This is a genomic window from Aminiphilus circumscriptus DSM 16581, assembly GCF_000526375.1.
Taxonomy (GTDB): Bacteria; Synergistota; Synergistia; order Synergistales; family Aminiphilaceae; genus Aminiphilus; species Aminiphilus circumscriptus.
This window is the reverse complement of the sequence record NZ_JAFY01000005.1, coordinates 441,884-466,088: the sequence shown is the minus strand read 5'-3', so window position 1 is coordinate 466,088 and position 24,205 is coordinate 441,884. Positions and strand designations below refer to the sequence as shown.

The window sequence follows — 24,205 nt, the reverse complement described above, 5'->3', positions numbered from 1 at the left end:
CTGGTGATCAAATTTGCATTGACAAAACCATAAAAGCGACAGGCTTGAGCAAGGGCGCGCTTTATTGGCATTTCCCGAGCAAGCTTGCCCTTTATATGGAAGTAGCCGACCGGGAAGTGCGAAAAGTCGAAGCCTTCTTCACACCCACAAAAGAACACGGACGGAAGGGGCTTCTAAACTTCCTCATTTGCCAGGGAGAAGCTGTCATCGAAGAGTACATGACCAACGCGGATACCCTCCGGTTCTGGATCAATCTCCTCGGCGAGGGACTCCGTGGAAACGAGGAGCTGGAAACACATTTGAGGGAGCTTCCGGACAGTGTGGTAGAACGTCTTTGTGATCACATGGAACGCTGTTTCCCAGAGGAGGTTCGCGGCAAACGAAGCGAACTTCGGGAATTGGGTTTTATCGTGGATGCTGTTTTTGACGGCGTGGTGCTCCAGTTGGCTCTCCGGAAGGACACGGACAGGGCTAAACGCATATGGTCCGCTATTCTGTCCGGGGTGTTGCCGCAGTATCTTGGAGGAGGCGAACGAGAGTGCCTGGTAAAGGGTGCGAGAACGTGAAACGAGTTTTCATGGTGTCGCTGTGTTGCGCCTATCTCTTCGTTTGGGGGAGGGCGGTCGCCTTCGCTGCCGATGCGCCGGTTCTGACTCTGGAGAAGGCCATGACGATTGCGAAGGAACAGCACCCACTTCTCTCCGCTGCCCGGGAGAAAGTGCTTCGGGTCGAGGCGAAGTTGCGGGAAGTGGAGGCGGGGTTCGGCCCGAAAGTGGATGCGGTGCTTTCATACTCTCAGGTGAAGGACATCCCTACGACGAAGGCACTTGATCCCGGAACGGGTGTCCCCATCGGTATCGTTCCCCTGGGATACGAGAAAACCTATGCGGCGGGTCTGCGGTTGACGCAGCTTCTCTATACGGGAGGATCTCTCCGGGCGAACAGGAAAGCTGCGGAATTCGAAGTCGATTCCGCCAGGGCCGAGGAGGTTCGCACCTTTCAGTCCGTCGAGAACAGTGTCCGGAAAAACTTCTTCAATTTGCAGCGCGCCGTGTCCAAGCTGAAGGTTGCGGAAGAGGCGCTTCTTCTGGCGCAGGAGCATCTTCGTCAGGTGGAGGCGCTTTATAACAATGGCGTGGTGGCGAAAAACGAAGTGCTTCGTGTCCAGGTGGCGGTGTCCAGCGCCCAACTGGATCGCATAAGTGCCCTCAACACGGTGGACGTCATGTGGAAGGCCCTTGAACGGGCCACGGGGGCGCAGCTTCGCCCGCCCTACGAACTGGAGGAGCCCGAGAGCGATTACGTCGCATCCCCCCTTCCGGAGAATCTCGAGCAGCTGGCTCTTGCTTCCCGGGCGGATCTCCTCGCCATGGCGCATCTCCGTAACGCGGCCCTTGCCTATGCCGACGCCGCAGCGGGGCAGGCGCGGCCGCAGGTGTCGCTTCAGGGAGAGGTGACACGCACGGGAGATTCCTTCTTTCCCGAGGATGACGACTGGAAAGTGATGCTCGTGGCACAGTGGCGCCTGTATGATTCCGGAGAGGTCGGCTCCAGAGTGGAACAGGCTCGGGCTTCGAGTCGTGAGTTGCTCCATAACATGACCGATATGGAGCGACAGGTCAGCCTTGAGGTGTCCACGGCACAACTCAATCTCGCCTCCGCGCAAGTGCGTATCCAGGTGGCTCAGGATCAGCTCCTCAGCGCCGAAGAAGATTACCGCATGGCATTGAAACGCTATACCGCCCAGGTGGGGACGAATATCGACGTCCTTGATTCCCGCCTCGCCCTGAACAGTGCCAGGACGGCTCTCGTGGACGCCGTCTACGACGCCTACTCGGGCTATGCGGATCTTCTCTTCGCGGTCGGGCTCGATGCTTTCGAGGGAAAAACGAAATAGAGAGAAGCCCCTGTCCCTTGCTCTCGTCGCGTTCCCTCTGTAGAAGAATCCCTTTCGGAGCGTGAGTGTATGACAAAGCCGAGATGGCAGCAGGAAGAACCCAGGGAGAAACCCTCCCGCCCCTTTGCTGAAAGCGACCTGGAGCGACTTCGCGAGGCACATCGCCGTCTTCGTGCCGTTCGTCTCATGGTCATGGAGCTTGCGGAGGAGTATCGAAACCGCCCCTCGGGTACGGAGCTGGATCGCATGGTCTACCGCCTCGGACTGGAAGAGCATGAACTGGAGAAATTGTCGCGAGGGATATAGCAGCGGGATGCTCTCCGTCCGGAAAGACACGGAGGCATTTTTCTTGTTGACATTCCCGTCAGGGAAGCTATAATACATGCTCGTCACGCCGGTGTAGCTCAGTAGGTAGAGCAGCTGACTTGTAATCAGCAGGTCCCCGGTTCGAATCCGGGTGCCGGCTCCACCAAGAGGTAAAAGGATACCTGTTCAGATGTGGGAGGATGGCCGAGCGGTCAAAGGCAGCAGACTGTAAATCTGCCGACGGACGTCTTCGAAGGTTCGAATCCTTCTCCTCCCACCAGTGATTTGTCGAGACGAGCCGACTTAGCTCAGCAGGTAGAGCACATCCATGGTAAGGATGGGGTCTCCGGTTCGAGTCCGGAAGTCGGCTCCATTTTCGTTGGAGGTCCGGAGCGGAAGGCGTTTCGGATCTCTTTTGGTATGAAGGGTGCTTTGTGATACAATCATCGACGGACGTTGTGCCCTGTGTGGGGCGACATCAATACAGTCGGGGAGGTCTCTGTGATGGCAAAGGAGAAATTTGCGCGGTCGAAGCCGCATCTGAACATCGGCACTATCGGCCACATCGACCACGGGAAGACGACGCTGACGGCGGCGATCACGAAGACGCTGGGAAGAAAGGGATACGCGGACTTCACCCCCTTCGACCAGATCGACAAGGCGCCGGAGGAGCGTGAGCGGGGCATCACCATCAACATCGCCCACGTGGAATACCAGTCCGACACGCGGCACTACGCGCACATCGACTGCCCCGGGCACGCGGACTACATCAAGAACATGATCACCGGTGCCGCCCAGATGGACGGAGCCATCCTCGTCGTGTCCGCGGCGGACGGCCCCATGCCCCAGACGCGGGAACACGTTCTTCTCGCACGGCAGGTCAACGTGCCGGCTCTCGTCGTGTTCATGAACAAGGTGGACATGGTGGACGACCCCGAACTGCTCGATCTCGTCGAGATGGAAGTGCGGGACCTGCTGAACAAGTACGATTTCCCCGGAGACGAGGTGCCCATCATTCGCGGTTCCGCGCTGAAGGCCCTCGAGTCCGACGGCGACAACGAATGGACCGAGAAGATCTGGGACCTCGTTCATGCCTGTGACGACCACATCCCCCAGCCCGTGCGCGAAGTGGACAAGCCGTTCCTGATGCCCATCGAGGACGTGTTCACCATCACCGGGCGCGGTACCGTCGTCACCGGAAGGATGGAGCGCGGCATCATCACCCCCGGTTCCGAAGTCGAGATCGTCGGCATGCAGGACGACAAGATCAAGAGCGTTGCCACCTCCCTTGAGATGTTCCGGAAGATCCTGGACGATGCTCAGGCCGGAGACAACGTGGGAATCCTTCTCCGTGGCGTCGACAAGGAGCAGGTGGAGCGGGGCATGGTCGTGGCGAAACCCGGGAGCGTGAAGCCGCACAAGCACTTCAAGGCCGAGGTGTACGTACTGAAGAAAGAGGAAGGCGGCCGTCACACGCCCTTCTTCGGCGGCTACAAGCCGCAGTTCTACTTCCGGACCACCGACGTGACGGGAGAGATCAAACTGCCCGAGGGCGTGGAAATGGTCATGCCCGGGGACAACTCGCAGTTCGAAGTGAAGCTGATCGTGCCCATCGCCATGGAGGAAGGACTGCGATTCGCCGTGCGCGAAGGCGGTCGTACCGTCGGCGCCGGTGTGGTCACGCAGATCCTCGACTAGGCAGCGCTCCGGCGGAAAGAGGAAGGGTCAATGGCTGACAATATCGGACTTCAGTGTACAGAATGCAAGCGGCGCAATTATGTCACTACGGTGAACAAGAAGAAGCAGACGAAGAAGCTGGAGAAGAAAAAGTTTTGTAAGTTCTGTAAGGGCCATACCTTGCACAAGGAGACAAAGTAAGGTATAATCCCTTCCGTTGCGCAGGTCCGTAGCTCAATTGGCAGAGCACTGGTCTCCAAAACCGGGGGTTGCAGGTTCGAGTCCTGCCGGGCCTGCCAGATATCTGATACACGTTCGCGTCGCAGACTGGGGGCCGTCGTAGGTGGACAAGTTGTTTGAGTTTCTTCGCGAAGCCAAGGCTGAGCTCAAGAAGGTCACCTGGCCGAGTAAGCAGCAGGTATGGTATTCCACGCTCATCGTCATTGCCGTGACCTTTATGGTGGCTGCCTATCTGGGTGTGGTGGACATGCTTCTTACCGCAGTTTTCACGCGAATTCTCAGCTAGGTTCGCATCCTTTCAAAAGATTGTCTTGTTTGGGGGGTGAGGGGGCCGTGCGGCCCCCTTTTAAGTGATGAAGGAAAATCGCGAACGACGCTGGTACATCATACAGACCTATTCCGGATACGAAAACAAGGTCAAGGCCAACCTTGAGCAGCGTATCGCCACTATGGGTATGGAGGACAAGATCTACAACGTCCTCGTTCCCGTAGAAGAGCGGGTCTACGTCAAGGAGGGGAAGACCAAGCGGATGCGCCGCAAGGTCTTCCCCAGTTATGTCCTGGTGGAGATGGTTCTGGAGGACCAATCCTGGTTCGTGGTGCGCCATACACCGGGGGTGACGGGTTTCGTCGGAGCGGGCAACCACCCCATCCCGCTCTCGGAGCGCGAAGTCCAGGATATTATGGTGAAGATCGGCAAGGATACGACCAAACCCAAGATCGAGATCGACCTCAAGCCCGGCGATACGGTTCGCGTGAAAGAAGGTCCCTTCGAGGGACAGGCGGGCCCCGTGGTGGAAGTGCTGACGGACAAGGGCAAGGTCAAGTTCTCCGTCACCGTTTTCGGACGAGAGACGCTCGTCGAGGCCGACTACACGGAGCTGGAGAAGCTCTGAACATAGAGTCGTCGGAACGACGGCCAGAGGAGGGAAACATCTGACATGGCGAAAAAAGTGATCGGAGAAATCAAGCTCCAGCTTCCAGCGGGCAAGGCGACGCCGGCGCCTCCCGTGGGACCGGCGCTTGGTCAGCACGGCGTGAATATCATGGAGTTCGTGAAGCAGTTCAACGCGAAGACGGCGGATCAGGTTGGAATGATCATCCCCGCAGTGATCACCGTGTACGCGGACCGCAGCTTCACCTTCATCCTCAAGACGCCGCCTGCGAGCGTTCTGATCAAGAAGGCTGCGGGTCTGGAGAGGGGTTCCGGCGAACCCAACAAAACGAAGGTCGGTAAGGTGACCAGGAACCAGGTGGAGGAGATCGCCAAGCTCAAGATGCCCGATCTCAACGCTAATACGGTGGAGGCCGCCATGGAGATGATCATGGGGACCGCCCGGTCCATGGGCGTGGAGATTGCGGACTGACGGATCCGACCGGAAGGACGGGTCGTGGGAGGGAGCGATTTCGCTCCCGCAGGGACCACGAGGAGGTAGGAAGATGGCTAAGATGGGTAAGCGTTACAAGGGATTGTTGGAAAAAGTGGAGGCGACGAAGCTCTACGGATTCCGCGAGGCTGTTCTTCTGGTGAAGGAAATTGCGAACGCGAAGTTCGACGAATCGGTGGAGCTCCATGTTCGCCTGGGCGTCGATCCCCGTCACGCGGACCAGCAGGTCCGCAGCACCGTTGTGCTTCCCCACGGAACGGGAATCACGAAAAGGGTGCTCGTCATTGCTTCGGGAGAAAAACAGAACGAGGCACTTGAGGCTGGCGCGGACTTCGTCGGAGGCGAGGACATGGTCGCGAAAATCCAGGGCGGATGGCTGGATTTCGATGCGGTCATCGCGACGCCGGACATGATGAAAAGCCTGGGACGCCTGGGTAAAATTCTCGGTCCCCGGGGCATGATGCCCAGTTCCAAGACTGGAACCGCAACGACCGAAGTCGCCGATGCGGTGAAGGAAATCAAGGCTGGACGTGTCGAATTCCGTGTTGACAAATTCGGCATCATCCACAACGGCGTCGGCAAGGTAAGTTTCGAGAAGGAGAACCTCGTGGAGAACGCCGTCACGCTGCTCCGGGCGATCGTCAAGGCCAAGCCTTCCGCAGCGAAAGGGCAGTACATCAAGAGCCTCACCGTCACGAGCACGATGGGCGTGCCCGTCAAGGTGGATCCCAACGCGGCACAGAAAGAAGTCGTTGTGACGGAATAGGTGTATTCTCGTTCGGATATGCTACAATAACGTTCCATTTCGGGACTGAAGACAGCAGGTGCGTGTCTTTCGCTCAAGTTTCCTTCGGGAGAGCCTGCCGAGGTCCGGGAAAAGGTGTCGTGCACCGAGAAGTCTTCTTCTCGATAGTCGCGTCATCTCCCGGGGCCTCGGTCCCGGGAGATTTTTTTCGAGAGGAGGTGACTTCATGCCGACAGAAGCCAGAATGCAGCAGGTATCCATGCTCCGAGAACTGCTCCAGCGCAGCGAAGCGGTGTTTATCGTCGAATACCGCGGAATGAACGTGAAAAAGATGACGGCCGTTCGTGCCAAAGTTCGTGAGGCCGGTGGCGAGATGAAGATCGCGAAGAACACGCTGTTCCGGATCGCTCTTGCTGAGGAAAACTCTCCGGTTCCCGAGGAGATGACCGCGGGAGCCAATGCTTTTACCATGGCCTACGGAGACGTGACGGCCGTTGCCAAAGCCCTTCGTGACTTCTCGAAAGAGAAGGGGAACGAGATGCTCATCATCAAGGGCGGCATCATGGGACAGCATGTCTTGGATCAACAGCAGGTTCTCGCGCTCGCGGATCTCCCGAGCCGGGAGGTTCTCCTGGCCCAGGTGGTGGGAACCATCGCAGCGCCCTTGCGGAGTCTCGTCACGGTCCTCTCCGGTCCCATGCGAGGATTCGTTACGTGTCTGTCTCAGATCAAGGACGAAAAGGAAAAGGCCGCATGACGGCACCGTTTCCCGTGTGAAAAAACGTCGGCGTCAGGAAAAGCGGCGAGTGGCGCAAGGTCATGAAGACAGCCGCGAGTGTTGCCTCGGTGAAAACCGGAGACGAAAATCAGGGACGATTCCCTAATCGAAAAAAGGAGAGTGACTTGGATGACCCGTGAGGAGATCATCAAGGCGATTGAGGAAATGAGTGTTCTCGAGCTGTCCCAGCTCGTAAAGGATCTGGAGGAGAAGTTCGGCGTGTCTGCCGCAGCGCCCGCTATGGCCATGCCCATGATGATGCCCGGCATGGGCGCTGCTGCCGCCCCCGCCGAGGAGGAGAAGACGGAGTTTGACGTGGTTCTCAAGAGCGCCGGCTCCAACAAGATCGGCGTCATCAAGGTCGTCCGGGAGCTCACTGGTCTCGGGCTGAAGGAAGCCAAGGAACTCGTGGACAACGCCCCCAAGCCCGTGAAGGAAGCTGCTTCCAAGGACGAGGCCGAGGACATCAAGAAGAAGCTCGTCGAGGCCGGTGCCGAGGTGGAGCTCAAGTAGCGCGCAGTGCCTGTTCTGAAGGCCGCCCTCAAGGGCGGCCTCTTTTTTTGCCGCTTTTCCGCTGCGGATGGGACGGGACGACTCGACCAGGCTGCATTCCCTCCCATCATATGGAGAGTTGTGTGGCGCTAAGGTATGCAAAAAAGTTTTAGTTGTGTGCGTCAAGTTGTGCAAAAAGATTTTCATGGTGTTCGGCGGTCGCCTGCGGGGATTGGCCGAACTTTGGATACGCGGCACAGTGTTCTGTCGGGGTGTGTCAAAAGCGTAAGAATCTGATGTCGTTTTTGAAATGACGACAAAATTGCGGGAACCACTTCTTGCTTCCCGAAAGAGTGGACGGTATCATACAAATTCATATCCCTCCGATTCAGATCTTCCCGAAAATCGATGGATCCGAAAACTGGAAACGGGGTGATCCCTTGAACGCAGCAGCTCTCAAGGAATGGATTCGCAACTATGGCCGGGTACCTCTTCTCGACGGTGCCATGGGTACGTTGCTTGCCGAAAGGGGATGGCTTCCTCCCGCACTGCCCGAGGAGATGAACCTTGGAGATCCCGAGGCGGTCGGGCAGGTGCACAAGGCCTATCTCGCCGCGGGATGCGTCATCATCGAGACCAATACCTTCGGTGGCAGCGCTCAGAAATTGAAAGAACGAGGGCTTGCGGAGCGGACTTTTCAAATCAATGCCGCTGCCGCTTCGATTGCCCGAAGGGCTGCCGGAAAAGGGGCGTTGGTGGCTGGTTCCGTGGGGCCCCTCGGCGAGTTGCTCAAACCCTACGGAAACCTTTCCTTTGAAGATGCCTACCGGGCTTTTCTGCCGCAAATGCAGGGACTGGCCGAAGGTGGAGCGGACTTTTTTCTCATTGAGACCATGATGGACCTGCAGGAGGCCAAGGCGGCGGTTCTCGCGGCCAAGGATGCCGCGCCGGACATGGCCTTCGTGGTGAGTTTCACCTTCGACAATCACGAGTGCACCGTCACGGGAACTCCTCCGGAGGTCGCGGCGGATTGGGCCCGCTGTATGGGGGCCGCGGGTGTCGGAGCGAATTGCGGCATGGGGCCGGACCGCTACCTTCCTGTGGTGCCCCGTCTTGCCGCGCATGCGGGCATTCCCGTGTTCATCTACGCCAACGCGGGGCTTCCGAACGACCCCAACTGGTTCGCCCCCGCGGCGTTCGCTAAGGTCGGGCAGGCCCTCGTGCAGGCCGGAGCCAATGTCATCGGAGGCTGCTGCGGCACGACGCCCCAGCATATGGCGGCGCTCTCCGAGGTGGTGCGCCGTATTTCCGCGCCGAAGGTCCGGGATATTCACCACGCCACGCTCACGAGCCGGAGCCGAACCGTTCCCGTGGGAGGGCAGCATCCCCTGGCCCTGGTGGGAGAACGCATCAACGTGTGGCGCAAATCACCTCTCCGAGACGAGGTCGCCCAGTACAAATGGGAGCTTCTCCGCGAGGAGGCACGTCTCCAGGCCGCTGCGGGGGCCCATGTGATCGATGTGAACGTCACACTGCCGGAGATCGACCAGCCCAGGGCCATGCGCGAGGCCGTGCTCGCGGTGGAACATGCCTGCGCGGCGCCTCTCTCCCTGGATAGTGACAATCTGGATCTCGTCGAAGCCGGACTTGCCGTGTGCACGGGAGTACCCCTGGTGAATTCCGTTTCCGCAAAAGGAGACCAGCTTGAGCGGGGGTTGCGTCTCGCGAAACGTTTCGGGGCGTCCCTGGTGGTGCTTGCCATCGACGACGAAGGAATTCCCGAGACGGCGGATCGGCGCCTCGGCGTGGTGCGCCGTATCATGGAGACCGTGGATGCCCTGAAGTTTCCCCGGAGTTCCGTCTTTGTGGATGTCCTCACCCTCGCCGTCGGAGCGGAGGGAAAAGCCCCCACGGTGACGCTGGACGTACTGCGTCGCGTACGTACTTTGGGGTGCTCGACGATTTTGGGCATCAGCAATGTCTCTCACGGCATGCCCGCAAGGGGCCTCCTGAACAGAACCTTTCTCGCCATGGCCATGGGAAGCGGACTCAATGCGGTTATCGCAAACCCATTGGATGAGGAACTCCTCGCCACGATTGCAGCGGGAAATCTTCTCGTCGGTCACGATCCTCAGGCCCGGAGCTATCTCGCTTTTGCTTCCCGCTATCAGGAGCCACTTTCCCGAAGTGGACCTCCGGAGTCTCCGGAACACACTGCCGTTTCTCCCGCACCGGAAGCGGCAACTCCTTGCTCGGTGTCTTCCGCCGATCCCTGGGAGGGGCTCCGGGAGCAGATTCTCCTCGGAGAGGCCGGGAAGTCGGAAGAACTGGCGGCAGTGCTTCTGAACGCCTCCGAGAACGATCCGCTGAAGGTTGTCACCCAGGGCGTCGTTCCGGCGCTGCATGAAGTGGGCAAACGCTACGACTGCGGCGACTATTTCCTGCCCCAGCTCATCGCCGCCGCCCAGGCCGCCCAAAGTGTCTGTTCGCGGGTGCAGGAACGCATTGCTGCAAAAGGTGAAGTTCTGGACCGAGGGAAAATACTCCTCGCCACCGTGGAGGGCGACCTGCACGATCTGGGGAAAAATGTGGTGGGCACGGTGCTCCGGAGCCACGGCTATTCCGTGCGGGACCTCGGCAAGAACGTCCCTCTCCAGCGCATCCTCGACGCCATCAACGAGGATTGTCCCCAGATCGTCGGCCTTTCCGCCCTCATGACCACCACCATGCTCGAAATGGAGCGGGTCGTGTGGTCTCTCCACGATCTCCAGCCCGACGTGAAGGTCATTGTGGGAGGCGCCTCGGTGACATCCTCCTTTGCGGAGAAAATCGGTGCATCTGGATTCGCCCCCGACGCGATGAGTGCCGTGCGGCTTGTGGAGCGCCTCCTCGGGGACGCTTCGGAGGTGAGCTGACATGTTCATCCGCGATCTTTTCCGACGGCGCAGCCCCGTCGTTTCCTTCGAGATCTTTCCACCAAAACGGGAATATCCTCTTGAAACCGTCTACACGACGGTGGAGGCGCTTCGGGACCTCGGACCGGACTTCATCAGCGTGACCTACGGCGCGGGAGGCAGCAGCAGGGAGCGCACTGTGGACATAGCTGCGGCGGTGAAAGAGCGCTGGGGGCTCACACCCCTGGCGCACCTCACCTGCCTGGAGCAGACCGAGGCCGAGGTGGACGCTGTTCTCGACACGCTTCGTGAGCGGGGGATACACAATATCCTCGCCCTTCGTGGAGATCCTCCCCAGTCCTCTTTGGGGGGTCCTCCTCCGGTGGAGAGGATTTCCATTTTGCCGCGGATCTGGTGCGCCACATCACCACACGCCATCCCGGGGCGTTTTCCATCGGGGCCGCCGCGTATCCTGAAGGGCACGCCACCTGCGACTCCCTTGAGGAAGATCTCCGACACCTCAAAGAAAAGGTCGAAGCGGGTGTCGATTTTCTCGTGACGCAGCTCTTCTTCGACAACGATCTCTTCTTTCGCTTCGCCGAACGCCTGGATGCCCTGGACGTGCGGGTTCCCGTGACGGCAGGGATCATGCCCGTTCTCAACGCCCGGCAGATCGGCCGCATCGTCTCCCTCAGCGGCGCCTCCATTCCTCCCAAGTTCGCCCGCATCATGGCCCGCTACGAAAACGCCCCGGAGGCGCTCGCCGACGCGGGCATCGCCTACGCCACGGAGCAGATCATCGACCTTCTTTCCTGGGGTGTGGCGGGAGTCCACCTCTATACCATGAATCGACCGGACGTGACGCGCCGGATCATGGCGAACATCGCCTCCGTGCGCTCCACTCTCGCGGAGGAGGCGATCTCGCCATGATCGTCGACACCCATGTTCACCTCACTCCGCCCCGTATCGCCGCGGAGTGGCGCGACATCGCCGAGGACGAACCCTATTTCGCTCTGCTCGCCGGAAGCAAGGTCCACAAATGGGGAACGGCGGAGGAACTGGTGGCGCGCATGGATGAAGAGGGCGTGGACGAGGCCTGGGCCTTCGGATTCGCCTTCCGGAGCATGGAACTCTGTCGGGAGTGCAACGACTACGTGCTCGACGCGGCGAAGCGTTTTCCCGGCAGGATCCGTCCTCTTGCCGTCGTGCCGCCCCTCGATCCCGCTGTGGAGAGCGAGATCCTTCGCTGCCGGAATGCGGGGTGCATCGGTGTGGGAGAACTCTTTCCCCAGGGGCAGGAATGGGACATCACGGACCTGCGGCAGACCTGGCGTCTGGCGGGTCTCTGCGACGAGGCCGGGCTGTTTCTCCTGCTGCACACCGCGGAACCCGTGGGACATGACTATCCCGGCAAAGGGAATGTAGGCCCCCGCGAGGCGGCGGCCTTCTGCACGAATCATCCCGAAGTGCGGGTCGTCCTCGCCCATTGGGGTGGAGGGCTCTGGCTCTACGAGTGCATGCCAGAGATGCGTCTCGTTCTCGCCAACGCCTGGTACGACCTGGCGGCATCCCCATTTCTCTACGCACCGGAAATGCTTCGAGCCGCCTCCGCTGCAGGAGTGGCGCACAAACTTCTCTACGGAAGCGATTTCCCCATCCTTTCCCGGAGACGGTACGACCGGTTTTTCGACGAAGCGGCGCTTGATGACAGTTTTATCCGCGCCGTTTTGGGAGGAAACGCGGAGGAGCTGCTTTTGGGGAGGCATGTCTGATGGGATGGGACGATGCGGTCATCAACGCGGGAAAGCTCGAAAATCTCCAGAACGACCCCGGAGCGTCCCCCTCGGGTGCCGCGGAGGAGTTTCGCGGCCTGGTCGCTCTTCCCGGTTTGGTGTTACAGTCCGGCAGAACTCTTCCGGGAGCGGTGCACGCCTATGCGAGATACGGCGAACTCAACGAGACGAGAGACAATGTGGTGCTTCTCTGTCATGCTCTCACAGGAAGCCACCATGTTGCGGGGACGAACGTTCCGGGGCTTCCCGGGGCGTGGTGGGATGCGCTCGTTGGTCCCCATCGGGCTCTTGACACCTCCCGCTACTGCGTCTTCTGCTTCAACATCCTCGGCAGCCCCTACGGCAGCACGAGCCCCGTCTCGCCCGTTCCGGAGACGGGTGTGCCCTACGGCATGCATTTCCCCGTCATTACCGTGCGCGACATGGTGGAGGCCCAGCGTATCGCGCTGGAACAGCTCGGCGTGCGTCGCATCGCCGCGGTGGTGGGTGGTTCCCTTGGGGGTATGCAGGCTCTGGAGTGGCTTTTATTCCATCCCGACAGGGTGGATCGCTGCGCCGTCGTGGCCGCTCCCTGGAGGCTCTATCCCCAGGCCATCGCCTTCAACGAAGTGCAACGCCAGGCCATTATGGCCGATCCCGCCTGGCAGGGTGGTGCCTATCCTCCCGGCGAGGGCCCCAGAAAGGGGCTTTCCGTGGCGCGTATGCTCGCCATGATCACCTACCGGAGTGAACAGGTCTTTGTAGACCGTTGGATGCGGAGTGTCGCCCGGGGAAATCCTCTGGAGTGGGAAGGGCAGTTTCAGGTGGAAAGCTACCTGCATCACCAGGGAGAATCGCTCGTGCGACGTTTTGACGCGAATTGCTATCTCTATCTCTCCCGGGCGATGGATCTGCACGATGCCGGAGAGGGGCGGAGCCCGGAATTTCTGCGTAACGCCCTCGCGGGAAAACATCTGCTCGCCGTGGGTATTGGAAGCGACCTGCTCTTTCCCAACTGGCAGGTGGAGGAGCTGTCTCGTATCGCTGCGGATTGGGGCGCGCATGCCACCTACGAGGAGATCGAGAGCGACCATGGGCACGATGCCTTTCTCATCGACGTCGATCAGGTGGACGAGATCTTGCGGCGTTTCTGGCGCTCCAGTGGGCTTTGAGTTACGGGGCGGCGTTTTTTCGAGTGCGTTTTCCGCAAAAGGAAGTGCCCTTGCCGTGAACGTCACGGAACATCCCTTCGGGATCACCGGAAAAAACGAGAAAGTCACCCTCTACCGCCTGGAAGGGGGCGGGCTGGTTCTCTCGTGCCTGAATTATGGCGGAGCGGTGGTGGAGCTTCTCGCACCAGACCGGGAGGGCATGATGCAGAACGTTGTGCTTGGTTACGACGATCTCGCGGGGTACGAGAAAAACCCCAACTGGTTCGGTGTCCTTTGCGGTCCCACGGCGGGGCGCATTTCCGGCGCATCCTTCTCGCTTGATGGAAAGAGCTTTTCTCTCACGGCCAACGACGGAACTGCCTGTCTCCATGGCGGCGCCTGCGACCTCTCCCGTCGCCTCTGGAAGAGTGAACCCTTTCGTGAAGCCCGCAGGGTTGGGCTTCGCCTGTGCACCGTGAGTCCGGATGGGGAGGGCGGCTATCCGGGGAGAGTGCGGCTGTGCGTCACCTATACTCTCGACGACGAAGGGGTGTTCGTCATCGACTACGAGGGCGAGACGGACAGTCCGACGCTCCTCGACCCGACCTTCCATGCCTATTTTAATCTCTCCGGAAACTGCGTCGCCTCCGGCCTGGATCAGGAACTGCGCATCGACGCCGAGACGTTTCTCCCCCTTGATGCTCACCACCTTCCGGAGTCGCCGTTGCCGGTGGAGGGAACGCCCTTCGATTTCCGGCGTTCCGTGTTAATCCGGAAAAATCTGGAGCGTCCACATCCCCAAGTGGTGCGTGGAAGGGGATACGACCACGCCTTCGTGCTGCGTGCTTCCGGTGGAGTATTCCCTTCCGCGCCCCAGGTGAGGCTGTGTGATCCCGCCTCGGGGCGCGTGCTCGAAATGACCACGTCGGAACCGTGCGTGGTGTTCTACTCGGGAGGATGGATCGCCGAAGGAGAACGTCTCCGCGGCGGTGCCTTGAGCGCGCCCCATGTGGGTATTGCCTTGGAACCACAGTGGTATCCCAATGCGGTGAACAGCCCCTTTCTTCCCCTTCGGATTCTCCGTCCCGGAACGGTCTTTCGGAGCCGCACGGTCTACCGGTTCAGTGTAGTCCGGGTTTTTCCCCAGGGGACGTGAGACCGGGAGCATGGTCCAAAGGCGTCCTCCGCCGGGGAAGGACGGTCTGGAAGAGGTGCGGCATTTCCCCGGTGCGGTCTGGTTCAGGAAATGCGGCGGGCACCCTCGCCTGCGGTGGTGCGCAGGAATGTGCATTCCCTGCCGGTGAAGCCCAGGTAGCTTTTCCCCACGGCTTCCACGAACTCCTCGTATCCGCTGCGTTCCACCAAGGCGATGGCGCACCCTCCGAAACCACCGCCGGTCATGCGGGCTCCGAGACACGGCCGTTGCTGCCACGCCGATTCCACAAGACAGTCCAGATCCCGTCCCGTGACGTCATAGTCGAACTGCAGGGAGAGGTGCGAGGCGTTGAGGAGTGCGCCGAAGCGGCGCAGTCGCTCCGCCCCGCCGGACTCATTCCGGCGCAGCAGCCGCACTGCGGCGATGGTCCGCCGATTTTCCAGGACTGCGTGGCGAGCCCGGCGGCGGCAGATCGGATCTTCGATTGCCGAAGACCAGGCCTCGAACGTTGCCTCGTCCAGTTCTCCAAGACTTCCCACGGCGAGTCCGGCGTTTCGAAGTGACTGTAGCGCCCGTTCGCATTCCTCCCGGCGCTCGTTGTACTTGGATCCCGCAAGTTCCCGAGGCGCGTTGGAGTTCATGATGACAAGATCGCAGTCGCCGAGTTCGAGAGGCACTTCCTCGTAGCGGAGTGTCGCGCAGTCCAGGAAGAGCGCCGCGCCAGCCCTGCCCAGGGCGATGGCGAACTGGTCCATGATGCCCGACTGCACGCCGATGAAGCGATTCTCCGTCTCTTTTCCCAGGAGGGCCATGCGAATCCGCCCCGCCTGGTCCTCCAGACCGAGCCCGAAGAGATCGGAGAGCATCGTCGCCGTGGCCAGCTCGATGGATGCGGAGGACGAGAGTCCCGCTCCGGTGGGAAGATCCCCCAGATAGACCGCGTCAAATCCCCGTGTCACGGGGAATCCAGCGTCCCGGAAAATACGCACCACACCCTTGGGATAGTCCGCCCAGTCCGAGCCCGGACTCCGCTCCATGTGATCCATGGAAAAAGTCGCGATACCCTGGTGAGGAACATTGCCGGAGTAGAGCCGGAACGTCCGGTCTTGTCGCAGTCGTGCCGCCATCCATGTTCCCAGAGTGATGGCGCAGGGAAAAACATGTCCCCCGTTGTAATCCGTATGTTCTCCGATGAGGTTGACGCGCCCAGGGGCGAAGGTGACGACCACCTCTCCCGTGTCACCGCCGAAGATCTTCTTGAAGAGTGCGCGGGTTGTTTCTTCCGTCATGACCGGCCTCCGAAGGATGATGTTTTTGGAAAACGGAAGGTTTTCCTTTTCAGGGAGCACTTCGTTTCCGTCGCGCCCGATCGCTCCCTCCCCGTTTTTCAGTGGAGGCTACGCTTCAAACGCAAGAACTTCCAAAAGTAAAGGAAACCCTGAATAAAGGCCTTTCGCTTTTCCTTGACTCAGGTCGCATCAGGCTCTGCGAGGCGTCCTGCGGGGCTGACGTAGCCTTATTCAGAGAGTCTAAAGACAACAGGCAAACGGTTCAGAAGAGAATGTCCTTCGCTGGAAATGGAACTGTCACACGCCGGCCGCGACGAAGAGTGCCATGGCACGAACTGTTCTCTATCTTAGCGCAAAGGAACGGAAAACGTGCCTCTCCGATCTTCGGCCAGACAAAAGACAAAACACGGGCGGGTCTTGTGTGCAAAATTCGGTCCGCACAGGAGCACCGTCTTCCGGCGATATGCCCTTCGCGGTGCTATTCCTTTATGACGGAGGAGCAATTCCCGATGTCGCTCGACAGTCGCCTCGACGTATTTCCAGGGCTGCCGCGGAACTCCGGAAGCCCTTTCCCGTCCATGCTCTCTGCTCTGTTGCGCTTGACGTGACACTTCAGGGTTGATAGTTTTATAGTGTTAAATCAATAGAGTATTGTAAAAACAAGTGACTTGTATTGGCCGGATACGGTGGTAAACTGGAGACAGATTATGTATCGTTCGCTGTTGTTCTTTAGGCAGACAGGTCGTTTGCTTTCCAGGGGTCACGGTTCAGGCCACACGATCACGATAAAGGTGGGGGTGGTGAATGCAAGGTGAAAAAACGCCGTAAAAGCCCGATCAAACTAATCCGAAGGGAGATGAAATGAATGGAGAACAAGAAAATGCTCGTGCTGGGAATGATAGCGGTGCTTCTTCTGAGCCTGCTGGCCGTCGGCAATCCATCGGTGGCTGCGGAGAAGGAAATCAAGTGGAAATTCCAGAGCCATCACACTCCGGGCTCCCTCGCGGTCGAGAAGGCAATCAAGCCCTTTATCGAGAGGGTGGAGAAGATGTCCGGAGGCAGGCTGAAGATCAGCCTGCATTACGCCGGAGAGCTTGTTGATTATGCGGAAGTGGATGCGGCGCTCCAGGGGAACATGATCCAGATAGCGAATACCAGCTCGTTGTTCTTCCGGGGTTCTCTTCCCATGGGCTGGGTGTCCGCGCCCAATATGCCCCCCTTCATTACCCGGACCAATGACGAATTCAACGAACTCTTCCATCATAGAGGGATCGACACGTTGGTAGGAGAGGCGCTGGCAGAGCGAGGTATTAAATTCCTCGGCAGCCATAGCGTGGGCAACACCTATTTCTGGAGCAAAAAACCGATCAAATCCCTGGAAGATCTGAAGGGATTCAAGGTGAGGTTCTTCGGATCCATGTCGGATTTCGTGGAACATTTCGGTGCTTCTCCGGTCATGCTTCCGCACCCGGAGACCTACATGGCTATCGCCACGGGCACCCTCGATGGCAGCGGTACCGCATGGTGGCTCTATAGGGACCTCAAGCTCTACGAAGTGTGCCCGTATTTCATCGGCCCGGCCCTGCAGGTTCCCCAGGGAATGGAACTCTGGGCGTCCAAGGCGGCATGGGATGCCCTGCCGGAAGATCTCCAGATGATTGTCGAGACGGCGGCCCGAGCCTTCAATACGGATTATATGGACGCTGTCACCATGGAAGAGCGTGAGATGTTCAACAAGTCCTTCAAGGAGTGGGGCACCACGTACATTGAGTTTAGCGATGAAGACGTGAAGAGAATCGTCAATGAATTCTCCCTGCCCTACCTGGACAAGGTCGCTGCCGAGCAGGGGCCGAAGGATGCGAGAGTTGTCAAGGCGGTCGAGATCGTCAAACAGTTCATGAAGGATTACGGATATATAGAATAAACGAACGCGAGAGGCGCCCCCCCTTCTCTTTCAAGGGGAGGGGGGCTTTTTACCGATTTTAGCGACGGAGGTTTCTGGCGAGGTGATGGAAGTGCGATTTTTACTTGGCTTTATCGGATTTGTGGATGCCATGAACGACCGGATGGGAAAAATCGTCAGTTTTCTCGTCTATCCGGTCATGCTCGTGTTGGTGTATGAAGTGGTCATGAGGTATGCCTTTAACAGTCCGACCATCTGGGCCCATGAGACGTCCTGCATGCTCTATGGAGCGCACTTCGTGCTTGGAGGAGCCTATGCACTGCGGCACGATGCGTTCGTCAACGTCGAGGTGTTCTACATGCGGTTTTCCAGACGCACCCAAGCGATCGTCGACCTTGTCACCTGGACGATGTTCTATGTCTTTGTGGGCGTCATGCTCTGGAAAAGCCTGCCCTGGGCCTGGGCAAGCTTTTTGGTGAGGGAATTCTCCAGCAGCACTTGGGGGCCTCCGGTCTGGCCGGTCAAGTGGACCATCCCCTTTGCGGCCTTTTTCATGTTGCTCCAGGGAATGACAAAGACGATCAAGGACAGCTATCTGGCCGTTACCGGACGCGAACTCATGCCGGTGGCGGACACCGAAGAAGCTGTCAAAAGCTGAGGTGCTTCCATGGACATCGGGGTCATTTCGATTCTCCTTTTCGGCAGCATGTTCCTTCTCTTGGCCTCGGGTCTTCCCGTCGCCTTCGTCCTTGGCGGACTGGCCACGGTCTTTGCCGCGATCTTCTGGGGTCCCGAGTCCCTCTTCATCATCGTCGCCAGGACGTATTCCATGATGTCCACCACGACGCTGGTGGCCGCTCCTCTTTTTGTCCTCATGGCGACCGTACTGGAGCGTTCCGGTGTCGCGGAGGACCTGTTCGAGATGATGTACCGGTGGTCGGGGGGCGTCAAAGGAGGCCTGGCGGTCGGTACAGTCTTTGCCTGCACGCTCATAGCCGCCATGTCCGGCATTGCCTCCACGGGAGTTGTGGTGATGGGCGTCATGGCTCTTCCCGCCATGCTCAAACGCGGCTACGACAAGAGAATCGCCACGGGGTGCATTTTGGCCGGAGGAGTTCTGGGGCCGCTCATTCCTCCCAGTATCGCGTTGGTGCTTTACGGAACGATTGCCCAGGTCTCCATCGGTGGCCTCTTCGCCGGAGGAATGAGTGCCGGAATCTTGTGCTCACTCCTGATTATCGGGTACATATTGATCAAATGCTATCTGAATCCGGAGTTGGGACCGCCTATTCCCTTGGAGGAGCGGTCAGACTGGGGAGCCAAGGTGGCTTCGCTGAAGGGAGTCATTCTTCCGCTTCTCCTGATCACCGCCGTTTTGGGTTCCATCTATTCGGGTATCGCCACGCCCACCGAGGCTGCCGCCGTGGGTGCTTTCGGTGCTTTCGTGTGCAGCGCCATCCACAGACGGTTGAACTGGGAGCTGCTCAAAAGCGTGGCCTATACCACCATAAAGGTGCAGGGCTTCATGATGTGGATTCTTTTCGCCGCCCAGGCATTTGCGGCCGTCTACATGGGTTTGGGTGCCTCGCGGATGGTCATTCGACTGGTTGAGACCTATGAGATCGGCTGGTGGACCATGCTGATCGCCATACAAGTCGTCTGGTTCCTTCTCGGGCTTGTCATCGATGCGTGGAGCATTCTGATGATCACCCTTCCCATCCTTCTTCCTATCCTTCCGCTATACGGCTTTGACCCTCTGTGGCTGGGTGTGCTCTACGCCGTCAACACGCAGACGGGATACCTGACGCCGCCCTTCGGCACCATGCTGTTCATGATGAAGGGAATCGCTCCCAAGGAAGTCACCATGAACGACATTTACCGCTCCATCGTGCCCTTCGTGGTGACCCAGCTGGTCTGTCTTGCCCTGTGCATCATCTTCCCGAAGGTCGTCACCTGGCTTCCCGATCTCCTCTTCAAGTGAGGATATCGCTGAGCCGGGTCGGGAACCGGAAAACCTGGATGGTGTGGAAAAACGAAGAAGGATCCTGTCGAAGGATGATCTTGTCCGCCTTTCGGGTGGCGCTCGGCCCAGGGGCTCGGCATCGATCAGCGGTGGAGGTTGCAGACAACGAGGCGGAGTAGGGAAAAAGGACGCGGATCGAAGCGTTTCGACTTCTGACACAGCGGAGTGTGGCGTTTTTCCGCTGGCCGGTCTGGATGGTGGAAGCATCGAATCTGCCGGAAAGCCCGGCCAGCGCTTCTCTTCTTTCACTATGGTGAGGCGTGTCGCCTTTGCCCTTCCGTGAGCGTCGTCGTTCGGCCTGGTGGGGTTCCCGCGATGTTTTTTCTCTTTTCCGACACAGACTGTCTCCAGCCGTGATTTTCATTCGTCTCCACTTGCGGAAGGTCGCTCAAGTTCGCCGTGTCCCGAAAAGTGACGTTTTCTCCAAAGAAAGAAACATTCCCCTTCCGCCGGGAACGTTCCGCTTCCGCCACGCCCAACCCGTATCCTTGACAGATTTCGAAGAGAACGTTACGCTTTTGCTGATCATGAAGGCGCAAGCAAGTATTTTGGTATTTATGATATGGAGATGGGATTTTGTCTTGGGAAAGAGTGATGAATCGGGGTCTTTTTCTGCGCTATTTTTAAGAAAAAAGAATTTTCCCCGGGCAGGACAGAGGAAGGGATGTCGTTTTTATTGACATTTTCCCAAAAGAGTTATCCTTTTGGGTCTCTCTACTTCATGTTTCCGGTCACGTCAGGAGGAATGCACCATGGCGGTACTCGTCTGTGGCGGTGCAGGCTATATCGGTAGTCACATGGTCCGTTTCCTTCTGGAGCGAGGCGAGGATGTTCTCGTTCTGGACGATCTTTCCACAGGGCATCGGGACTTTGTCCCCCCCTCCGTTCCGTTCGTTCAGGGCGACGTTCGGGATGCGACGTTGCTGGGGTGCCTCTTCCGCGAGCACCGGGTGGACGCGGTGTTTCATTTCGCCGCGTTCATTCAGGTGGGGGAGAGCATGCGCGATCCTCTTGCCTATTACGACAACAACCTCCAGGGTGTGTTGCGGCTCCTTCAGACCATGGTGCGCCATGGTGTGGAAAATTTTGTTTTTTCCTCCACGGCGGCGGTGTACGGCGAGCCTGAATTGGTTCCCATTCCTGAGGACGCGCTCAAGTGTCCTACGAATCCCTACGGTGAGACGAAACTGGCGGTGGAACGCCTTCTTCACTGGACGTCGGTCGCCCACGATCTTCGCTGGAGTGCGCTGCGCTATTTCAACGCTTGCGGGGCCGCCCTGGACGGAAGCATCGGCGAAGCCCACGACCCGGAGACACACCTCATTCCCCTGGTTCTCGATGCGGCCATGGGGCGACGTCCCTCCGTCACCATCTTCGGCGACGACTATGACACCCCAGACGGAACCTGCATCCGGGACTACGTGCACGTCATGGACCTTGTGGAGGCACATCTCCTGGCCCTGAACGCCCTTCGTTCGGGCCGAAGGAGCAGTGTCTACAATCTCGGAAACGGCAGAGGATTTTCCGTCCTGGAGGTGGTCGAAGCCTGCCGCCGCGTCACGGGAAGGAGCATCCTCGTGGAAAAGGGAGCGCGCCGCCCTGGAGACCCGGCACGCCTGGTGGCTTCCTCGGCGCGCATCCGGGAGGAGCTGGGATGGGAACCCCGCTACACGGCTCTGGATGCCATCGTGGAGACAGCCTGGCGATGGCACGGAAAACGGTGGGGGTAGGTTTTCGTGAGCGTCGAGGACGGAATCGACTCCCTTCGGGACACTTCCGAGGCCGTTTCCACCGCTGACGCGACTCAGGCCATCCGCGCCCTGGTAGCTGCGGGGAAGTCCTGCGGTCTTTTGGGCGAGCTGGACGACCTGGCCGCGACGAATGCCCTTTTCTCCCTCGTCGGTCTCGACGAGCCCGACGAGGGAGATGCGGCGGATCCGTCGGACTTGGATGTCCTGGAGAGCATCGAACTTCTTCGCCGGTTTGCCCTTGGACGAAAGCTGCACCATCTGGATTTGCCGCCGGAGAAGTTCGTGAGCCGCGTCATGGGGTACCTCACTCCCCGTCCGTCGGAAGTGGTGGAAACCTTCCGGCGCCGATTTGATTTGGAAGGGGCCCGGGCTGCGGTGGACTGGTTCTACCGCTTCTCCCAGGATACGCGCTACGTCCGCGCCGATCTGGTCGCCCAGGATCTCTCGTGGACCGCGCCCACGCGCTACGGTGAACTGCAGATCACCATCAACCGCTCCAAGCCGGAAAAAGATCCCCGGGACATCCGTGCCGAGGGGGAACGGCCCGCTGCGGGAGGATACCCCCGGTGTGTTCTCTGCGTGGAGAACGTGGGCTACGCGGGGCGTCCCGGTTTTCCCGAGCGGAGCAACCATCGGCTGATTCCTCTGGATCACCTGGCGGGAGAACGATGGTTTTTGCAGTTCTCGCCTTACGTCTACTATCCTCAGCACTGTATTCTCCTCTCGAAAGAACATCGCCCCATGCGCATCGACGAGGGCACCTTCGAGCGCATTCTCGCCTTCCTCCGGCGTTTTCCGCACATGTTCCTCGGCTCCAACGCGGATCTTCCCATCGTTGGGGGCTCCATTCTCAGCCATGATCACTTCCAGGGGGGTGTCTGGCACTTTCCCATCGAGACGGCCTCCGTCCTGGAACAGTGGCGTCTTGGGGAGATCACCGCGGAAATTCTCCACTGGCCTCTTTCCACCCTGCGGCTTCGGGGGCGCGATTCGGAGGAGCTTGTTCGACTGGGAAGCTCATTGCTCCGGACCTGGCGCGACTATGAGGACCCGAAATTGGGGATTTTCGCCGAGGGGCTGTGGAATGGCAAGCGGGAGCGCCACAACACGATCACCGTCATCGGAAGGCGCAGGGATGAGGCGTTCGAGCTGGACCTGGTGCTGCGGAACAACCGCTGTGACGAAACGCACCCTGACGGCATCTTTCACGTTCATGCGGACAAGCACCACATCAAGAAGGAAAATATCGGGCTCATCGAAGTCATGGGGTTGGCGATTCTGCCATCTCGTCTCGAAGCGGGATTGGACAGAATGATCTCTCTGCTGCGCGGAGAAGTGTCCCTGGCTTCCCTGGCCGACGACTTTCCGCATCGTGCTTGGGCGAAGGACCTCCTTGCCCGGGTTGGGCGGATTGCGGATCGGGCCGACGCGTGGGCGATCCTTCGGCGCGACGTGGCCCGGATTTTTGGGGAGGGGCTGGAGGACTGCGGTGTCTTCAAGCCCGACGAGGAGGGACTGCGGGGATGGCGGCGCTTTCTGACCGTCTGGAAGGCCCGGTGCGATGGAATGGGCTGCATGGACGCGGAGACGTAGCGCGACGTCGCGTTGAAAGGGGGGACATCCGCGAAAGAGAGGACGGAATAGCCTCAAGGTTCCGTGGGAACTCGCGAAACTCCGTTGACGAAGCGTTTCTTCCGCTCTCGAAGACCTGTTGTGTTCAGGGAAGTGTGCAGAGAGAGTGCGGGAGCAAGGTTTTGGGAAATTCCGATGACCATGTGAGGAGGGTGTTTCCGAAATGAGACGTTCTTTTCTGATCGTTGCAGTCGGTCTTCTCGTGGCGGTTCTGCTCGGTGCGTCGGCGTTCGCCGCCGACGACGCGGCAAAGAAGGTCTACTATTCTCTGTACGACAACAGTGATATGTTCATCTCCCTTGTGCGGAACGCCATCGAGGCGGAGGCCAAGGAGCAGGGGCTTTCCACCGTTCCCGCGGACGCCCAGAAGGACCAGAACCGACAGCTCAGCCAGATAGAACAGTTCGTCGCCCAGGGGGCCCAGGTGCTCATTATCAATCCCGTGGACGCGACCTCCGCCCCGGCCATCATCGACGCGGCCAAGGGGAGAAAGCTCATTCTTTTCAACAAGCGTCCCGAGGACAAATACATCGACGGCAAAAACACCTTCTACGTGGGTTCCGACGAATCCGTCGTGGGACCCATCCAGGCGGAGATGATCGATGCCTACTTCAAGGCGAAGGGCGTGGACAAGAAGAGCGGCCTCAAGTACGTGCTTTTCATGGGTGAGCCCGGCCACGAGGCCACGGTGAAACGAACCGCGGGAGTGAAAAAGGGGCTTGAGGATCTGGGCTACAAGCTCGAAGCGGTCTACGAGGACACCGCCATGTGGTCCCGCGCCGAAGCACAGAACAAAATGCAGACCATCGTGGCGAAGAACTTCGACGTGGTGATTTGCAATAACGACGAAATGGCCCTGGGGGTCATCGAGGCGCTCCGCGCCGCGGGCAAGCTCGAAAGCGTTCCCGTCGTCGGTGTGGATGCAACGCCGGATGGACAGGCCTCCGTCAAGAAGGGCGAGATGATGGGCACGGTTCTGCAGGACGCGGACAAGCTGGGGCGCACCCTTGTGCGTCTCCAGCTCGACCTGATGGCCGGCAAGGAGCTTCCCCCGGAGACGAGCATCCCCTTCCGGAAGATCACCAAGGAAGATCTGTAGCCCTTCGAGTTG

The 24,205-nt window shown here is 59.3% G+C and carries 23 protein-coding genes, 4 tRNA genes, 1 pseudogene and 1 other annotated feature; of the genes and pseudogenes, 27 read left to right on the top strand and 1 reads right to left on the bottom strand.

Translation table 11 applies throughout. The features are described from left to right. The first annotated feature begins 11 nt into the window (after positions 1 to 11). The 21 genes and pseudogenes from K349_RS0109440 (at position 12) to K349_RS0109345 (ending at position 14,496) form a co-directional block, all read left to right on the top strand. On the top strand, positions 12 to 566 hold the full coding sequence (locus K349_RS0109440) for a TetR/AcrR family transcriptional regulator (RefSeq protein WP_084460320.1): 555 nt from the start codon (positions 12 to 14) through the stop codon (positions 564 to 566). Next, positions 563 to 1,897: a TolC family protein gene (locus K349_RS0109435; protein ID WP_029165576.1), complete on the top strand. Its 1,335-nt coding sequence runs from the start codon at positions 563 to 565 to the stop codon at positions 1,895 to 1,897. Before K349_RS0109440 ends, K349_RS0109435 begins: the two co-directional genes overlap by 4 nt. 69 nt (positions 1,898 to 1,966) lie before the next feature. Beyond that, entirely contained in the window at positions 1,967 to 2,203 is a 237-nt protein-coding gene (locus K349_RS0109430; protein WP_029165575.1) for a hypothetical protein, read from the top strand. An 87-nt stretch (positions 2,204 to 2,290) separates the two neighbouring features. After that, positions 2,291 to 2,366: transfer RNA gene (locus K349_RS0109425), tRNA-Thr, on the top strand. Between the two features lie 31 nt (positions 2,367 to 2,397). Continuing rightward, positions 2,398 to 2,483 (top strand) — tRNA-Tyr (locus K349_RS0109420). Positions 2,484 to 2,500: 17 nt separating this feature from the next. Then, positions 2,501 to 2,576 (top strand) — tRNA-Thr (locus K349_RS0109415). 131 nt (positions 2,577 to 2,707) lie between these two features. Further along, a complete protein-coding gene (tuf, locus tag K349_RS0109410; protein ID WP_029165574.1) occupies positions 2,708 to 3,901 on the top strand; it encodes an elongation factor Tu in 1,194 nt (397 codons plus the stop codon). Positions 3,902 to 3,931: 30 nt separating this feature from the next. Then, positions 3,932 to 4,081 (top strand): 50S ribosomal protein L33, encoded by a 150-nt coding sequence (rpmG, locus tag K349_RS0109405; protein WP_029165573.1) that lies wholly within the window; start codon positions 3,932 to 3,934, stop codon positions 4,079 to 4,081. 22 nt (positions 4,082 to 4,103) lie between these two features. After that, a tRNA-Trp gene (locus K349_RS0109400) sits at positions 4,104 to 4,179 on the top strand. Positions 4,180 to 4,223: 44 nt separating this feature from the next. After that, entirely contained in the window at positions 4,224 to 4,406 is a 183-nt protein-coding gene (gene secE / locus K349_RS0109395) for a preprotein translocase subunit SecE (RefSeq protein WP_029165572.1), read from the top strand. Between the two features lie 67 nt (positions 4,407 to 4,473). Next, positions 4,474 to 5,016, top strand: a complete 543-nt coding sequence (nusG, locus tag K349_RS0109390) for a transcription termination/antitermination protein NusG (protein WP_029165571.1) — start codon at positions 4,474 to 4,476, stop codon at positions 5,014 to 5,016. A gap of 45 nt (positions 5,017 to 5,061) precedes the next feature. After that, a complete protein-coding gene (gene rplK / locus K349_RS0109385; RefSeq protein WP_029165570.1) occupies positions 5,062 to 5,487 on the top strand; it encodes a 50S ribosomal protein L11 in 426 nt (141 codons plus the stop codon). 73 nt (positions 5,488 to 5,560) lie between these two features. Then, complete coding sequence (gene rplA / locus K349_RS0109380; RefSeq protein ID WP_029165569.1) at positions 5,561 to 6,274, top strand: 50S ribosomal protein L1; 714 nt, start codon at positions 5,561 to 5,563, stop codon at positions 6,272 to 6,274. 27 nt (positions 6,275 to 6,301) lie between these two features. Beyond that, positions 6,302 to 6,470: a sequence feature (ribosomal protein L10 leader region), on the top strand. A 9-nt stretch (positions 6,471 to 6,479) separates the two neighbouring features. Continuing rightward, a complete protein-coding gene (rplJ, locus tag K349_RS0109375; RefSeq protein WP_029165568.1) occupies positions 6,480 to 7,010 on the top strand; it encodes a 50S ribosomal protein L10 in 531 nt (176 codons plus the stop codon). A 150-nt stretch (positions 7,011 to 7,160) separates the two neighbouring features. Beyond that, positions 7,161 to 7,544: a 50S ribosomal protein L7/L12 gene (gene rplL / locus K349_RS0109370; protein WP_029165567.1), complete on the top strand. Its 384-nt coding sequence runs from the start codon at positions 7,161 to 7,163 to the stop codon at positions 7,542 to 7,544. Between the two features lie 419 nt (positions 7,545 to 7,963). After that, a complete protein-coding gene (locus K349_RS0109365; protein WP_034265537.1) occupies positions 7,964 to 10,438 on the top strand; it encodes a homocysteine S-methyltransferase family protein in 2,475 nt (824 codons plus the stop codon). Between the two features lies 1 nt (position 10,439). After that, positions 10,440 to 10,718 (top strand): annotated as a pseudogene (locus K349_RS19985) (methylenetetrahydrofolate reductase); the annotation flags it as partial. A gap of 113 nt (positions 10,719 to 10,831) precedes the next feature. Further along, positions 10,832 to 11,347, top strand: coding sequence for a methylenetetrahydrofolate reductase (locus tag K349_RS19980; protein WP_338022317.1), 516 nt, complete (start codon positions 10,832 to 10,834; stop codon positions 11,345 to 11,347). After that, on the top strand, positions 11,344 to 12,189 hold the full coding sequence (locus K349_RS0109355; RefSeq protein ID WP_029165565.1) for an amidohydrolase family protein: 846 nt from the start codon (positions 11,344 to 11,346) through the stop codon (positions 12,187 to 12,189). The genes K349_RS19980 and K349_RS0109355 overlap by 4 nt, the downstream gene beginning before the upstream one ends. Then, positions 12,189 to 13,361 carry a homoserine O-acetyltransferase MetX gene (gene metX, locus K349_RS0109350; protein WP_029165564.1) on the top strand — a complete coding sequence of 391 codons (1,173 nt, stop codon included), beginning with the start codon at positions 12,189 to 12,191 and terminating at the stop codon, positions 13,359 to 13,361. The genes K349_RS0109355 and metX overlap by 1 nt, the downstream gene beginning before the upstream one ends. A 55-nt stretch (positions 13,362 to 13,416) precedes the next feature. Then, entirely contained in the window at positions 13,417 to 14,496 is a 1,080-nt protein-coding gene (locus K349_RS0109345; RefSeq protein ID WP_029165563.1) for an aldose epimerase family protein, read from the top strand. Positions 14,497 to 14,579: 83 nt separating this feature from the next. Here the strand turns inward: K349_RS0109345 and K349_RS0109340 are convergent, their stop codons facing one another. Beyond that, positions 14,580 to 15,785 (bottom strand): galactokinase, encoded by a 1,206-nt coding sequence (locus K349_RS0109340; protein WP_029165562.1) that lies wholly within the window; start codon positions 15,783 to 15,785, stop codon positions 14,580 to 14,582. Positions 15,786 to 16,650: 865 nt separating this feature from the next. Between K349_RS0109340 and K349_RS0109335 the strand changes: the two genes are divergently transcribed. The 6 genes from K349_RS0109335 (at position 16,651) to K349_RS0109300 (ending at position 24,193) form a co-directional block, all read left to right on the top strand. Then, positions 16,651 to 17,709 (top strand): TRAP transporter substrate-binding protein, encoded by a 1,059-nt coding sequence (locus tag K349_RS0109335; protein WP_029165561.1) that lies wholly within the window; start codon positions 16,651 to 16,653, stop codon positions 17,707 to 17,709. An 85-nt stretch (positions 17,710 to 17,794) separates the two neighbouring features. Continuing rightward, positions 17,795 to 18,346 (top strand): TRAP transporter small permease subunit, encoded by a 552-nt coding sequence (locus tag K349_RS16945; RefSeq protein ID WP_245588035.1) that lies wholly within the window; start codon positions 17,795 to 17,797, stop codon positions 18,344 to 18,346. A 9-nt stretch (positions 18,347 to 18,355) separates the two neighbouring features. Then, positions 18,356 to 19,669, top strand: a complete 1,314-nt coding sequence (locus tag K349_RS0109325; RefSeq protein ID WP_029165559.1) for a TRAP transporter large permease — start codon at positions 18,356 to 18,358, stop codon at positions 19,667 to 19,669. Positions 19,670 to 20,463: 794 nt separating this feature from the next. Next, entirely contained in the window at positions 20,464 to 21,441 is a 978-nt protein-coding gene (gene galE, locus K349_RS0109315; protein ID WP_029165557.1) for a UDP-glucose 4-epimerase GalE, read from the top strand. 6 nt (positions 21,442 to 21,447) lie between these two features. Beyond that, on the top strand, positions 21,448 to 23,055 hold the full coding sequence (locus K349_RS0109310; protein ID WP_051464310.1) for a UDP-glucose--hexose-1-phosphate uridylyltransferase: 1,608 nt from the start codon (positions 21,448 to 21,450) through the stop codon (positions 23,053 to 23,055). Between the two features lie 202 nt (positions 23,056 to 23,257). Next, positions 23,258 to 24,193: a galactose ABC transporter substrate-binding protein gene (locus tag K349_RS0109300; protein WP_029165555.1), complete on the top strand. Its 936-nt coding sequence runs from the start codon at positions 23,258 to 23,260 to the stop codon at positions 24,191 to 24,193. Positions 24,194 to 24,205 lie beyond the last annotated feature (12 nt).